Annotated in this window: 12 protein-coding genes; 3 read left to right on the forward strand and 9 right to left on the reverse strand. The window is 67.4% G+C overall.

All coding sequences use genetic code 11. The annotated features are described in order from the left end of the window. Positions 1–11: 11 nt before the first annotated feature. On the reverse strand, positions 12–1,886 hold the full coding sequence (locus NJD74_RS07865) for a serine hydrolase domain-containing protein (protein ID WP_319623917.1): 1,875 nt from the start codon (positions 1,884–1,886) through the stop codon (positions 12–14). A 432-nt stretch (positions 1,887–2,318) separates the two neighbouring features. Between NJD74_RS07865 and NJD74_RS07870 the strand changes: the two genes are divergently transcribed. Beyond that, entirely contained in the window at positions 2,319–2,954 is a 636-nt protein-coding gene (locus NJD74_RS07870) for a helix-turn-helix domain-containing protein (RefSeq protein WP_019183064.1), read from the forward strand. 13 nt (positions 2,955–2,967) lie between these two features. Here NJD74_RS07870 and NJD74_RS07875 read toward each other — a convergent pair whose 3' ends face one another. Next, positions 2,968–6,087 carry a discoidin domain-containing protein gene (locus NJD74_RS07875; RefSeq protein WP_319623918.1) on the reverse strand — a complete coding sequence of 1,040 codons (3,120 nt, stop codon included), beginning with the start codon at positions 6,085–6,087 and terminating at the stop codon, positions 2,968–2,970. A gap of 269 nt (positions 6,088–6,356) precedes the next feature. Between NJD74_RS07875 and NJD74_RS07880 the strand changes: the two genes are divergently transcribed. Beyond that, a complete protein-coding gene (locus NJD74_RS07880) occupies positions 6,357–7,385 on the forward strand; it encodes an aminoglycoside phosphotransferase family protein (protein ID WP_319623919.1) in 1,029 nt (342 codons plus the stop codon). A 9-nt stretch (positions 7,386–7,394) separates the two neighbouring features. Here the strand turns inward: NJD74_RS07880 and NJD74_RS07885 are convergent, their stop codons facing one another. Further along, complete coding sequence (locus tag NJD74_RS07885) at positions 7,395–8,702, reverse strand: HipA domain-containing protein (RefSeq protein ID WP_319623920.1); 1,308 nt, start codon at positions 8,700–8,702, stop codon at positions 7,395–7,397. Beyond that, complete coding sequence (locus NJD74_RS07890) at positions 8,699–9,049, reverse strand: helix-turn-helix transcriptional regulator (RefSeq protein ID WP_070473076.1); 351 nt, start codon at positions 9,047–9,049, stop codon at positions 8,699–8,701. The genes NJD74_RS07885 and NJD74_RS07890 overlap by 4 nt, the downstream gene beginning before the upstream one ends. Positions 9,050–9,378: 329 nt before the next feature. Here NJD74_RS07890 and NJD74_RS07895 point away from each other — a divergent pair, with 329 nt between their 5' ends. Continuing rightward, positions 9,379–10,545, forward strand: coding sequence for a nucleotide sugar dehydrogenase (locus NJD74_RS07895; RefSeq protein ID WP_019183059.1), 1,167 nt, complete (start codon positions 9,379–9,381; stop codon positions 10,543–10,545). A gap of 12 nt (positions 10,546–10,557) precedes the next feature. Here the strand turns inward: NJD74_RS07895 and NJD74_RS07900 are convergent, their stop codons facing one another. From NJD74_RS07900 to NJD74_RS07920, 5 genes are read right to left on the reverse strand one after another with little or no spacing between them, the layout of a single operon-like run. Further along, a complete protein-coding gene (locus NJD74_RS07900) occupies positions 10,558–11,445 on the reverse strand; it encodes a DMT family transporter (RefSeq protein ID WP_026069760.1) in 888 nt (295 codons plus the stop codon). A gap of 32 nt (positions 11,446–11,477) precedes the next feature. After that, on the reverse strand, positions 11,478–12,527 hold the full coding sequence (murB, locus tag NJD74_RS07905) for a UDP-N-acetylmuramate dehydrogenase (protein WP_019183057.1): 1,050 nt from the start codon (positions 12,525–12,527) through the stop codon (positions 11,478–11,480). Further along, positions 12,524–13,579: a quinone-dependent dihydroorotate dehydrogenase gene (locus tag NJD74_RS07910; protein WP_070473067.1), complete on the reverse strand. Its 1,056-nt coding sequence runs from the start codon at positions 13,577–13,579 to the stop codon at positions 12,524–12,526. The genes murB and NJD74_RS07910 overlap by 4 nt, the downstream gene beginning before the upstream one ends. A gap of 9 nt (positions 13,580–13,588) precedes the next feature. Then, a complete protein-coding gene (locus tag NJD74_RS07915; protein ID WP_319623921.1) occupies positions 13,589–14,359 on the reverse strand; it encodes a class I SAM-dependent methyltransferase in 771 nt (256 codons plus the stop codon). Between the two features lie 7 nt (positions 14,360–14,366). Then, positions 14,367–14,651, reverse strand: a complete 285-nt coding sequence (locus NJD74_RS07920) for a DUF4190 domain-containing protein (protein ID WP_313212673.1) — start codon at positions 14,649–14,651, stop codon at positions 14,367–14,369. Between the last annotated feature and the right edge of the window lie 23 nt (positions 14,652–14,674).

Below are 14,674 nucleotides of genomic sequence, written 5' to 3' on the forward strand. Positions count from 1 at the left end.
GGGGCTACGGGTCAGTAGTTGAGTGCGAAGTCGGCCAGGCCCATCAGGAACAGGGCATAGGCGAGCACGCAGGCCGAGATCAGCAGCAGCGCCGCCCACAGGCGCGCCAGCCAGCCGCGTCCGGCGCGGAAGGTCTGCACCAGGTTCCAGGCGGTGGATCCGATCCCGCCGATGATCGCGATCACCGAAGCGATGCCGAGCCCGATCACCGCCGGATCGAGACGATCATCCAAGCGCGCGAAATCCGCCGAGGCCCAGGCCATTACCGCCATCGCCACGGCGGGTACCAGCAGCATGAACCAGCACGCTGCGCGGCTGAGGCGGTAGGCCAGCAGCGTCCTGCGCGGCCAGCCCAGCCCGCGGCCGTGGCGACGCCGCACCCACGCGGCGATCGGCCATGCCAGCGCGGAGAGTGCCAACACCGCGACGGCCGCGGTCAGCACTGGCTTGAGCCACACCGCGGAGCGATAGCCTTCCGCGCGCAGGAATACGTTGAACGGGGAGGACGAGTCCACCGCGAAGCCGACCGGCTTGCCGTCCTTGAGGATGGCGGCAAGGCGCAGCTCGCTGTTGTTCGCCTGCCACAGCCACGGTGCGATCGGCTTGAAGGTGGTGGGCTGGCCATTTGGCTGCTTCATGCGCGGCAAGCGCAGGCTGCCATCGTCGAGGGCCTCCAGGCGCGTCTGGGTAAGGATGCCGGTACGGCCGATACCGGTTTCGGCGCGGCGTGAATCGAGGTAGCTCGGCCCGGCCAGCTGGCGCGCCTGGTCCCTGGCGAGCGCGGCGTCGACCACCGGTGCCGCGGCCACGGCGGGCGCCGGGAAGTAACGGTCGGCGAAGTTCTCCAGCAGCTCCCGCCGGATCTGGCCGGTGATGCCATTGGCGCCGGCGCTGTTGAGGGTGATGAACAGGCCGACATCGTGGTCGCGGAACAGGAACAGCTGCGAGTGGAACGAGTACGTGTCGCCGGCATGGGAGACCACGCGCTGGCCGTTGACATCGATCTCGTAGAACCCGAGCGCCATGGTGTTCAGCGGCGGTGCGAAGCGCGTCTGCGGGGTCAGCATCAGCTGGCTGGTGGCCGCTTTCAGAATGGCCGTGTCGTGCCCGCCCGCCGCGTTCAGATGCGCGATCATGAAACGCGCCATGTCGCTGGCGGTGGCCGACAGCGCACCGGCCGGGGCCGATGGGGTGACTTCGAACTCGCGCGGCTTGCCCGACCCCAGTGCGTAGCCCTTGCTGACCAGCGCACGCAGCGCCGGCGGCAGGGGCTGGCGGAAGCTGGCGTGCTGCATCTGCAGCGGGGCGAAGATGTGCTGTTGAACGTATTCGGCGAACGGCTGGCCGGACACGCGCTCGACGATGTAGCCGGCCAGGCTGGTGCCGTAGTTCGAATACGCCGGCACGGTGCCCGGCGCGAAGATCTGCGCCGGTATGCGACGCTTGAGATACGGCCCCAGTTCGACGCCCCCGGCCTCGGCCACCGCCTCGGTGGTCCACATGTACTTGATGTTGGCTTCGAAGCCGCCGGTGTGCGTCATCAGCTGCCGCAGCGTGATCGGCAGGCCGCGTTCGGGCACCTTGAAATCCAGGTACCGGTTGATGTCCGCGTCCAGGTCCAGCTTGCCGGCTTCCACCAGCTGCATGACCGCGGTCCAGGTCATCAGCTTGGAGACCGATGCCATCCGGAACAGCGTGCGGTCCGGATCCACCGGGGTCTGCTTCTCCACGTCGGAAACGCCGTAACCGCGACGGACCAGGATCCGTCCGTCCTTGACCACCGTCACCGCGGCACCGGCGATATCGCCACGCGCGATGGCATAGGGCACGAAGCCGTCCAGCCAGGTGGTCGCATCATCGGCAGTCAGCCGGGGAACGGAATCCACGCCGGGCGCGGGGGCGTCCTGGGGTGGGGAGGGTGGCCGCTGTGCCTCGGCCTGGAACGACAGCAACAGCCCACAACACAACGCGACAAGTCCTGACAACGCACGCATGTGACGATCCCCTCTGGAACTGGAAGACGCGGCACCCCGGAGCGAATCATCGGAGGGCCAAAAACCATCTCAATCAGACAACAATATTCCTGATTAGAGAATTGTCAAATGCGCGTGATCGTCGCCGGATCAAGCGCGACGAGGTAAATGTGACGTCTGGGTGTCCTGAGCGCGCTATTCCGCGGCAATTGGGAACGTTTTCAGGGCAGTGGAGGCGGCGATCGGAGGCGAACGCGACAAGAAACCATCCTGATCAGGATGGCATTCAGCTCTACGTAGTATCGTATCCACAACTTCACCAGCAATAGCCCAAAGGTCCTGTCGATGAGCCCGAAAAGCCCGACGCTCGGAACCCTGCTGCGCGGCCTGCGCACGCGCCAGGGGTGGACGCTCAAGGAAATGAGCGAACACACCGAAATCCCCCTGTCCACGTTGTCGAAGATCGAACACGACCGCCTGACGTTGACCTACGACAAGCTGCAGCATCTGGCGCAGCGTTTGAACCTGCGCATGTCCGAGCTGTTCTCCGAACCGGATTCGGACAGCGCGCCCAAGCCGGTCACCGCCCGCCGCAGCCTCGGCTCGCTGGACAAGGCGCTGCGCGTGCAGACCGACAACTACGATTACTACTATCTGTGCACGGAACTGCGCCGCAAGCGGATGATCCCGATCCTCACCAAGGTGCGCGCCAAGACCACAGCCGAGTTCGGCGAACTGGTCCGCCACCCGGGCGAGGAATACGTGCACGTGATGGAAGGCCGCATCCAGGTCCACACCGAGTTCTACGATCCGGTGGTGCTGGAGACCGGGCAGGGCATCTACATCGACAGCCAGATGGGACACGCCTACATCGTTGATACCGGCTGCGAGGAAGCGGTGCTGCTGGCCGTCTGTGCCAGCGCGGATGAGGATCTGATGGAATCGCTGATCACCCTGCATGAGCAGGAGGGCGGGGTCTGACCCGTCCCCAGCCTCACCAGGTCGCCTCCAGGCGGCGGAACGGCTGGTTGAGCAGTACACCGCGTGCGTTGTAGTCAGTGAGCATGCGTCCATCCACCCGCACGGTGGTGGGGCGCGTGCGGCTCGGCCACCAGACCCGCACCGCGGTGCCCGTGCGCAGCCCCTTGCCCGGCGTGACCTGAAGCGTTCCCTGGTGCTGCCGTGCCTGCACGGCCAAGGTGCCATGGGCGGTCGGCAGCCGATCCACGGCCAGCCCGTCACCGGCCAGCCACGAGGGCGGGGTGCCCGGCAGCAGCGACAGCGCGTCATCGTCCTCGCGCATCAGCATCCCGAACAGGGTGCGGCCGTACTCGGCGCCGATCCAGGTGTGTGGCATGTCGCCGAGGTAGCGCGGGAAACGAAGCCGCGAGTGCACCACCTCGGCCAGCACCTGCCACTCCAGCGGCCGGCGGTCGTGCAGCAGCCCCTGCAGCAGTTCATCGGCGGCCTCGGGCTGGTCCAGGTGCACGTAGCTCAGCACGTTGCGGATTTCATACGGCGTGTAGGCGTATAGCGCGCCCAGTTCGCTGCGCTTGCGCACGTCCTGCAGATACCGCGCGAACGTCGTGCGCAGTGCGTCCGCCGGCAGGACATCCTGGGCGCCGGTGGGATCCAGCGCGATCGACACGCCGGTGGGGTCGCCATCACCCAGGTCGGCCGAGGAGGGAATGAAGTCGATGCCCTTCCACGCCATCGTCGCGCGGATCGACGCGGCCAGTGCGTCGTGCAGGGCGGTGTACTGCTGGCGCGCCCATGCTGCGGTTTCGTGATCGCCCAGCGACTCGGCCAACCACGCACCGTCATGCCAACCCTTCAGGCCCCAGTAGTCATCCCAGTAGCTGTGCGTGGGCGACGGGTAGCCTTCGTGGCTGATCGACGGCGCCAGGATCCCGGCGAAGCGTTCGGGCGAGGGCTGGTTGGCCATGTAGCCCGGCACCAGCGTGCGCTCGCGCAGTTCCTGCAGGAAGCGCATCGCCGCTTTCACCTTGGGCAGGTGGGCCCGTACCGACTCCGGGCCGCCATCGAGCCGGGCCACGTCGGCGACCAGGGCGATGTACTGGCCCTGGCTGTCGTACTCGATATCCGAACCGAAGCCGGTGTTGACGCTGCCATCGTCATTGAGGATCGGCGAGACCAGCCCGTTGGCGTGCACGCCATGCTCGCTGTACCAGGCCAGGTAATCGCGCGCCACCTTGGACTCGCCCATGCGCAGCAGCACCGCGGAGGTCGCCATGCCGTCGCGGATGAAGGAGCGGTTGTAGTTGCGCGGGCCAGGCTGCATCGCCGGGCCGGTCTGGTTGATCAACATGTAGGCGGCCTGCGCGCGCAGCATGTCCACCAGCGAGGGGTCGGGCAGGCGCAGGCCGACCTGGCCCAGGCGCGCCTGCCAGTCATCCGAAGCACGTTTGGCCAGGGCGTCGTAGGTGGCATCGGGTGCAGGCGGGAGGGCAGCCAGATCCAGCGCCGGGGCTTCAGGCAGGGCGCCGTCCTTCGCAGAAGGCGCCGTGCCCAGCGGGAACGCGACCACCACCGAACGGCTGTCGCCCGGCGCCAGCTGCATGCGGTAGGTCAGCGCGGCGGCGGCCAGGCCCTCGGCATCGCGTGCCTGCGTAGTGGCAGGCAGCGTGCCGTTGGCGATCGCTGTGGTGATTTCCGTGCTGCCATCCGCGCCGAACGGTGCCGCGCCGGCAGCGTCAACGGGCGTCAATGACTGCAGCAGGGCGCGGCCATTGACGCGCACGCGCTGACCCTCGATGGCGACCTCGCGGATCGCCGACAGGCCACCGTTCTGCCACGGCGGATTCATCTGCATCGGCCGCACCGCCAGCGTCAGGGTGCCGCTGACAGGCGCAGTGCCGGTGTTGCGCAGGCGGTGGCGCACGAAGGTGACCGGCTGTCCGTCGAGCTGGATGGCGAACGCTTCGCTCTGCAGCTCAAGCCCCGGTTGTGGCGACCAGGTTGCCGACGGCATCGGCTTCCAGCCATCGCGCAGCGCGTGCCGCACCGGCGCCCCGGCGGCACCCGCGGCGACACCATCCGCACTGCGCCAGATCGGCTGCACCAGCGGTGCACCCTTGAAGGCCTCGATGTTGCCGTACTCGTCGAAGATTGATTTCTGCCGGCCGGCATGGATGCCGACCGCGGTCCAATAGGTCTGCTGCAGGTGCAGCGACGCAGGGAACAACGCGCGCTGCGCACCGCTGGCGGCGATCTGATAGCGCTTCATCGGCGTCATCACGGCCTTCGGACCCAGCAGCCGCAGGCGGGCGACCTGCGGCGCGCCGCCGTCCACCGTCAAGCGCAGCGCCGTGGCGGTCACGGCAGCCGACGCGGCCAACCAGCTTTGCTGCCGGGTACCCGCCTGCGGGTCGTTCGCAAGCTCGACCCAGCGCCCCTGCGCATCACGCGCCTGCAGCCGCGCGGCGCCGTGCGCTCCGGCCCAGTCCACCGCCAGGCCGGTGGTGGACACCGCACGCGGCAATGCGATGTCAAGCGCGTGCGCACCGTCCTTGCCAGGTGGAACGGCCACCGCACTGCCGCCTTGCCACAGCGCCGCGGCCCGGGTTGCATCCACGCCGGCCACGCGCGCGCTGGTGGTGCTGTCCAGCGGCTCCAGTTCGAAGATCGACACGCCCCAGTCCGAGGTGCGCTCCGGACTGGCCAGGCGCAGGTAACGCGCCTGGCGCGGCGCAAAGTAGAGCGTCTCGATACCGCCGAGTGAATCGCGCATGGTGTAGGCCGGCTGCCACTGCTGCCCATCCAGCGAGGTCTGCAGGGTGTAGCCCTCGGGATTGGACACATCCCAGGTGATCTGCGCGCCGCTGAGCGTGCTCGGTTGGCCCAGGTCCACCTGGAACCAGTGGCCGGGGCTGAAGGCGCCGCCGGTGACCGTGGTCGGGTCGCCATCGATCAGGTGGCTGACCGCCATCGCCGGCACCTGCTGCGAGGAACTGCTGGCCTGCCACTGGCTGCGCGGCGGCACGGGCTGGGCAGCCGCGGGCAGGCTCAGGGCGAGGGCGGCGAAGAGCAGGGCGCGGGCCATGACGCGGCGCGGCCGGTGCACGGCAATTGAACGGTCAGCATGCAGCCCCATCAACGCGCTCCTGATCTCAAACGACCGCCAACGGCGGGGGTGTGGCACACGCTAGCAGGGCCTGTAATCGTTTACATGACGCGTCGCAATATGGCCGGGGCCGTCGCCCTGCTGCCGTCGGGATCCGGTCGCGCAGCCACCGGCGCGCCCGATCGCGGTGGACGCGTTCGTGCCTGCTGCATGCGTTGCCGCTTTCGTGATGCACTGCGCTGGGCGATGCATGACCCTTCTGCGATAGTCGCGACATATAAATCACGCGCGTTGGATTGATGCTTCATCCACAAGAGTTGTCCGCAGCGCAGATCAGCCAGGTGCTGGATGAGGTGTTCGGCGTGCGTGCCACCGCGGTGCTGCAACGCGCCGGCGGAGCGGATGCGGGCGCGACGGTGTACCAGGTGGCTGGCCCGGACGGCGCGCGCTGGTGGTTGAAATGCCGCCGCTATGCGGTGGCCCCGGTGGTGTGGACCGTGCTGCACCACCTGCGCGAACACGCCGGCCTTCGTGAAGTGATCGCGCCGCTGCCCACGCGCGATGGTGCGGCGGCGGCGAGCTGGGCCGGGCTGCAGTGGACGCTGTTTCCGTATGTCGAGGCGTTCTCCGGCTTTGAAGAGGCGCTCTCGCGGGGGCATTGGGAACGGCTCGGACGGGTGCTGCGCCAGGTGCATGAGGCGCGGCTGCCGACCGAGCTCTCCGATTCCCTGCGTCGCCCGGTGTTCGACGACGACACTGCAGTGGAACGCGTCGGCGCGTGGCTGCAGCGGGCCGATGCGCGGATACCCGTACGCGATGCCTTGGGCGAGGAGTACCTGGCACTGTGGTGCCGCCATCGCCAGCGGATCGAGGCGATCTGGCAGCGCTGTGGCGAGCTGCGGGCGCGGATCGGTGAGGGACGATGTCCGCGCGTGCTGTGTCACGCGGATCTGCACGCGGGCAATGTGCTGGTAGCCCCGGGCGCCAGCGTCTTTCTGATCGACTGGGACGACATGGTGCTGGCGCCGCGCGAGCGTGATCTGATGTTCATCGGCGCAGGCATCGGCGGGCGCTGGGGGCGTGAACAGCCGCCGGGCTTCGCGGAGGGCTACGGTCCGGTCACGGTCGACCCGCTGCGGGTGGCCTACTACCGCCACTGGCGGATCCTGCAGGACCTGCAGGAATTCCATGATCTGCTGCTCGAGCCCGGCGCCACGGCGCGTCCACCTGCACAGCGACGCCAGGCCCTGCGTTACATGGCCGAGCAGTTCGCACCCGGCAACGTCGCCGATTGCGCGGCCCGTGCATGGCAGGCCACACAGGGCTGAGGCCGCCGCTCAGCGGATGTCGGTACGCAGGCTGCCGCGGATCTGATCGCGCCAGACCCCGGCCACGCCGGCGTCGTCGGCAAAGTGTGGCCAACGCAGCACGCTGTGCCGGACCTGTTCAATGATGTCGCGGGCGCGGCGGGCATTGATCGAGGCGGTGGCGGCACATGCGGCCAGGTCGGCCAGGTCGAAACCCTCGCGCTTGCCGTTGATCGACATCTGGTGCCGAGCCGTCCAGTCGCCGTCCGGGTTGTAGGCCCAGGTGATGTCGAAGGCAGGCGACAGCGACCACTGGCCCTGCCGGTCCATCAGGTAGGCGATGTTCTTGACGTGGTCATCCTGGTTGCGGGCGATCACATTGAACACCATCCGCCGGAACTGTTCCTCCAGCTGCGCCATGGGCAGGCGCAGCTGGCGCATGACCAGCAACGCCTGCTCATAGGAGTACGCATCTGGATCGTTGAAGTCGAAGTGGGCCATCGCCGCCAGCGACTGCATATGGTGCTTGCCACCGGCCTCGGTGCGGTCGAAGCGTTGGGTCATGAAGTGGCGGCGGCCACCTTCCTCCAGCAGCCGGCACTCGCTGATCTGGATGCCCGCATCCCGTGCCATCAGCGCGTACGCGTACTCGACCACGCCGTAACCTTTGGGGTCAGCCAGCTCCTTGTCGCGGTTGTTCTGTACGCCATCGAATTTGAGCAGCCAGTAGCTGAAGCCTGGCGCGGCCGCGGCCTGGCCCGATCGGACTTCACCGGTGCTTTCGTTCCAGGCGATCACGGCTTTGGCGCGTGCGCCACCGGCCGAGGTGCCCACGCGCAGAATGTCGCGCAGCGCATCGGCGCGTTCTTCATCGCCGAAGGAGGCACGCAGATTGTCGCGGTTGCTCAGGACCTCGGTGGCCAGCGCGACCAGGGCATCGATCTGGATCTTGTGCGCCGTGCGGACGCGAGGACCATGCACGGGCGAGAACTCCAGCGCGCCCATGCCGCGCGTACCGGTGTAGCACAGCCGCTCCACCGCGTTGAAACTGTCCGGGGTGCGGCCCTGCGTGGCCAGCCACGCGTTGATCAGGGTGTTGCCGTACTTGTCCGGCAGGGCATCGGCGAGCAGGCCGGGCAGGCCATGGAAGCCTGCGGGGTTGAGCGAGGGGAAGCTGAAGACCCGCTGCGCCGCCAACGGCATGGTCAGAGGGGCGACTTCGATGCTGGAGCGTGCAAACGCCGGGTCGTAGGCAAACTGCGCGATCCGCTCGCCGTCGGCCAGTGTCACCGCGCCGATCCGGCTGCCCCACAAGCGCACCTCGGCCGTGGTACTCATTGCTCATCGCCCCAGGTCCACGGCTTGGCCGGTGCCGACGCGGCCACCCCCGGTCGGGCACGCTGGCGCGGCTGGCCGCGGCGTTCCAGCAGGTCGATCGGATTGGGGCTGTCGCTGGGCAGCAGGGCGTCCAGCGCCTCCAGCCTTCCGAGGGCGCGCAGGTACCGGATCAGGTTGGCCAGTTGCGCGGGCGTACCGTCTTCGAGCCGCTGCACGGTGCGCTTGGAGACGCCGGCCGCATCCGCCAGCTGTTCCTGGGTGAGTCCCTGCGAAAGGCGCATGCGCGCAAGGCGTAGCCCAAGCTCCAGCAGCACCGCCTCGTCGGTCATCAGATGTGTGATCGTCATAAAGTGACCCTCGTGGCGCTTTATCATCCTCTATTGGGCTACGGTGTCAAGTATGGCGCTTTGTGGAGCTTAAATGGTTTTTATATAAAGGGCCAAGTATGGCGTGTTATACGGCGATATGCACTTAAAGCGCCATAAATGACGCTTAAAGACAGGGATATACACGCGCGCAAGTGGGACCCCGAACCCTTGGCCCGCACGATGGGCACCGGTCCAGGCAGCATCCGCAGCGATCCTGTCGAAATGCGGCCTACCTGCGCCGGCGTTCAGTGCATGGCGTTTGCTAAAATCCGCAGTTCACTCTGGACGCTGCAAAAGAAGGACCTTGAATGAAGATTGCCGTCGCCGGTACCGGGTACGTGGGCCTGTCCAACGCGGTGCTGCTCGCACAGCATCACGAGGTGGTGGCGCTGGACATCGATCCGGCCAAAGTGGCGATGATCAATGCCCGCCAGTCGCCCATCGAAGATGTCGAGATCGAAGACTTCCTCGCCAACCGCGCGCTGAACCTGACCGCGACGCTGGATCCGGCGCAGGCCTATGAGGGTGCGGATTTCGTCATCGTCGCCACGCCGACGGATTACGATCCTAAATCGAATTACTTCAACACCGGCTCCGTGGAGGCGGTGATCGGCGATGTGCTGCGGATCAACCCATCTGCCGTCATCGTCATCAAGTCGACCGTGCCGGTCGGCTGCACGAACGCGCTGCGGGCCCGGTTCGGGACCGACACCATTCTGTTCTCGCCGGAATTCCTCCGCGAGGGACGCGCGCTGCATGACAACCTGCACCCGAGCCGGATCATCGTCGGCGAGCGCTCCCAGCGTGCCGCGGTGTTCGCCGAACTGCTGAAGGAAGGCGCGATCAAGAAGGACGTGCCGGTGCTGTTCACCGACGCGACCGAGGCGGAGGCGATCAAGCTGTTCTCCAACACGTACCTGGCGATGCGGGTGGCCTACTTCAACGAACTGGACACCTACGCCAGTTCGCACGGGCTGGACACGCGCCAGATGATCGAAGGCGTGAGCCTGGATCCGCGCATCGGCGACCATTACAACAACCCGTCCTTCGGCTACGGCGGCTACTGCCTGCCCAAGGACACGAAGCAGCTGCTGGCCAACTACAGCAAGGTGCCGCAGAACCTGATCCACGCCATCGTCGAGTCCAACCGCACGCGCAAGGATTTCATCGCCGATGACATCGTGGCGCGCAACCCGAAGGTGGTGGGCATCTACCGGCTGGTCATGAAGGCCGGCTCGGACAACTTCCGTGCCTCGGCGGTGCAGGGCGTGATGAAGCGGATCAAGGCGAAGGGCATCGAGGTCATCGTGCACGAGCCGGTGCTCACCGAGCCGACGTTCTACCGCTCGCGCGTGGTGAACGATTTCGCCGCGTTCCTGGCCGAGGCCGACATCATCGTCGCCAACCGGCTGACGCCGGAACTGGCGGACGTCGCGCACAAGGTCTACACCCGCGATCTGTTCGGCTCGGATTGATTCCCGGGGGGACTATTCCCCCGGTTTGACGGCCGCCGTGGCGGCCTGCGATTTCGCCCGCCGTGCCAGCACCGCTTCACGGTGGGCGATATAGGCATTCGCGCCGAGGATGATGGCGGCGCCGATCACGGTCCAGCGGTCCAGCGTTTCATTGAACAGCAGCCAGCCCAGCAGGCTCACCAGTGGCAGCTGCATGAAGCTGATCGGGGTCAGCGCGGAGACCTCGCCCAGGCGCAGGGCGCGGGTCCACAGCAACTGGCCCAGCGTGCCGAGCACGCCGGTCGCGACCAGCCAGACCCACGCCAGGCCAGTCGGCCAGACCCACACGAACAAGGCCGGCACCAGCGACAGCGGCACCCAGAACACGTAGGTGTAGAACACCACCGTATCGGCGCTGTCCACCCGGGTCAGCTGTTTGATCTGGATCGCCACCAGCGAGCTGAGTACCGCCGCGCCTACTGCCACCAGAGTGCCCGGGGTGAAGCTGGTCGAGCCGGGGCGCACGATGATCAGCACGCCGATGAAGCCGATGATCACCGCCGCCCAGCGGCGCAGGCGAACGGTTTCACCCAGCCACAGCACCGCGGCGATGGTGACGAACAGCGGGGTGGAGTAGGAGAGCGAGATCGCCTGGGAGATCGGCAGGTGCCCGATCGCCCAGAACGCGCACAGCATCGAGGCCAGCCCGATCGCGCTGCGCAGGAAGTAGCGCGGCAGCTGCTGCGTTCTCAGCGGCGCGCTGCCCGGGCGGATCAGCATCGGCAGCAGCGCCAGCAGGCCGAAGGCGTTGCGGAAGAACGCCACTTCCTGGGTCGGCACGTAGCGGGTGGCGTAGCGGATCGCGATCGCCATCAGGCCGAAGGCCAGCGTACTGCCGAGCATCAGCAGGGCGGCCCGCAACGGCGTGGCCACCGGCAAGGCGGGGGCGCGATTCACCACTGTGCGCCGATCAGCCTCGGTTCCGGTTCGATCGGCACCCCGAACTTCTCCAGGACCGAGGCGGAAATCCGTCGCGCCAGCGCGAGCAGTTCTTCGCCGGTGGCCTGGCCATGGTTGACCAGCACCAGTGCATGGCTCGGCGCCACGCCGGCATCGCCATCGCGGTAGCCCTTCCAGCCGCAGCTTTCGATCATCCAGGCAGCGGAGATCTTGCGGCGGCTGTCCTCATCGGCCGGGAACACCGGCAACTCGGGGAAGTGCTGCAGCAACACCTCGACCTGCTCCAGCGGCAGGATCGGGTTCTTGAAGAAGCTGCCCGCGTTGCCGAGCACGTCCGGGTCGGGCAGTTTGCGGCGACGGATATTGATCACCGCATTGGCCACATCGGCAGCCACCGGCAGCTCCACACCCATCGCCTCCATTTCCTCGGCGATCCCGGCGTAGCCCAGGCGCAGGCCATGCAGCAGCGGCAGCCGCAGCTCGATCGCAGTGATCAGGTAACGGTCCGGGTCGTGCTTGAAGATGCTGTCGCGGTAGGCAAACTGGCAGCCTTCGGCATCGAAGCGCACCCAGTCGTTCTCCTGCCGGTCCCACGCATCCACGGCCTGGATGAATTCGCCGACCTGCGCGCCATAGGCGCCGATGTTCTGGATCGGTGAGGCGCCGGCAGTGCCGGGGATCAAGGCCAGGTTCTCCAGGCCGGACAGGCCGTTCTGCAGCGACCACATCACCAGCCCATGCCAGTTCACGCCGGCACCGGCGCGCACGATGGTGTGGTCGGCGCGGTGCTCCAGGATCTCGATGCCGCGGTTGGCGAACACCAGCACGGTGCCTTCCACGTTGCCGGCGATCAGCACATTGCTGCCGCTGCCCAGCACCAGCAACGGTTGCTCGGCAACGCGCGGCAGGGCCAGCACCTCCGGCAGTACGGACGGGTCGAACACCTCCAGCAGCTGTGCGGCGGTGGCCTCGACGTGGAAGGTGTTGAGCGCCTTCAGCGAGGCGTTTTCAGTGATGGCCCAGGCCGTCATGGCGTCGTTCATAGCGGTGCCACCGCGCCGCGGCTGGGTGCCTCTCTGCGGCGGCGGATCGCCTCCACGCACTCGTGCACCAGTTCCGGGCCACGGAAGATCAGGCCGCTGTAGCACTGCACCAGTGCGGCGCCGGCGGCCATCTTGGCCACCGCGTCCGCACCGGATTGGATGCCGCCCACGCCGATCAACGGCATCGACTCGGGCAGGCGCGCACGCAGGCGGCGCAGCACCAGGGTCGACTGGCCCAGCAGCGGCGCGCCGGACAGGCCGCCGGCCTCGTTCGCCCGCGGGTCACCGGCCACCGCACTGCGGTCGATCGTGGTGTTGGTGGCGATCACACCGTCCACCTTGAGCTCGCCGAGCACGCGCGCGGCGGCATCGATGTCGCGGTCGCTCAGGTCCGGGGCGACCTTGACCAGCATCGGTACGCGCTTGCCGTGCTTGGCGGCCAGGCGTTCCTGGCTTTCGCGCAGCTGCGAAATCAGCTGGCGCAGCGCGGTCTCTTCCTGCAGTTCGCGCAGGCCGGCGGTGTTGGGCGAAGAGATGTTGACGGTGATGTAGTCGGCCAGCGGGTACACCTTTTCCAGGCAGTGCTGGTAATCGTCGAACGCCTGCTCGTTGGGGGTGTCCTTGTTCTTGCCGATGTTGATGCCGAGCAGGCCGGTGCGGCGCTTGGCGCGCTCCACATTGCGCACCAGTGCATCCACGCCCAGGTTGTTGAAGCCCATGCGGTTGATGATCGCCTGGTGGTCCGGCAGCCGGAACAGGCGCGGCTTCGGGTTGCCGGCCTGCGGGCGCGGGGTGATCGTGCCGATCTCCACGAAACCGAAGCCCAGCGCCAGCAGCGCATCGATGTGCTCGCCGTTCTTGTCCAGGCCGGCGGCCAGGCCCACCGGATTCGGGAAATTCACTCCGAACGCGGTGGTCGGCAGCGGGTCGATGCGGCGGCCCATCAGCGGCGTGGTGCCGGTGCGGTAGGCCAGGTCCAGCGCGTTCAGGCCAAGGCCGTGGGCGCGTTCTGCATCAAGGGCGAACAGGAAGGGGCGGGCAAGCGAGTACATGGCGTTCAATCAGTCCAGCGTGCCGACAAAGGCACGGGTTTGGTATTCAAAGGCAATCTGGCCGTCCACCGCATGGGCGTCGAACAGCTGTTGCAGCGCATCGAGCATCGGCGCGTGGCGCGGGTGGCCGGCCTGCGGTGCATAGGAAGAAGAGAGCAGGCGCCCGCGCAGGCCATCGAAGTCCATGCGCTGCACGTTCGGCAGGCGGGCCATGCCGCGCAGGCCCTCGCCGAACCACGCGCGCATGGTGTCATCGTCCTGGTAGCGCTCGGCCACTTCCACGTAGTCGGTGCCGAACTCCTGCAGCAGCTGCTCGTAGCCGATCAGGAAGGGCGAGGCATCGAGCAGGCGCGAGTTCCAGAACACCAGCGCCATGCCTTCGGGCTGCAGGATGCGCGCCCATTCGCGGCGCACCGCCGTGGTATCGAACCAGTGGAAGGCCTGCGCGGCGGTGACCAGGCCAACGCTGTTGTCGGCCAGGCCGGTGGCCTCGGCAGTGCCGTCGGCCACCTTCAGGCGCAGATAGTCAGGCGCAAGCAACTGTTCGGCGGCCTCGCGCATGGCCGCGTTCGGCTCTACCGCGATGACCGGGTGGCCGGTGGCCAGGAACAGCCGGGTGGAAATGCCGGTGCCGGCGCCGATGTCGGCGACCAGGGTCTCGGCAGGTACACCGATGTCCTGGTGCAGCCAGTCCAGCAATGCCGGGGGATAGTCGGGTCGGTAGCGAACGTAATCGGCCACCCGACTGCTGAAGCGTTCGGTCGAATCCGAGCGGCTCATGTGCACCTCACGATTGGGTAGCGGCAAACCAGGCCAGTCCGCCGAAGAACAACAGCACCACCACCAGGGCAAGCAGGCTGCCGATCACGATGATCCAGCCCAGGATCAGGCCGGCCAAGGCCATGCCGTCGCCTTCCAGCTCCAGCGGGCGGCGGCGGATCTCGGCGCGGGCCAGGTGGCCGGTGATGATCGCCGCGACGCTGCCGATGAAGGGCAGGGCGGTCCAGCCGAGGATGCCCATGATCAGGCTGACCACGGCCATGGCGCTGGTTTGTCGGGGCGGAAGGCTCATGCAGGTCCTGGTCGCGGTGGGGT

The sequence above is a fragment of the Stenotrophomonas sp. RG-453 genome (genome assembly GCF_033843685.1).
In the GTDB taxonomy this organism is placed as follows: Bacteria; Pseudomonadota; Gammaproteobacteria; order Xanthomonadales; family Xanthomonadaceae; genus Stenotrophomonas; species Stenotrophomonas bentonitica_A.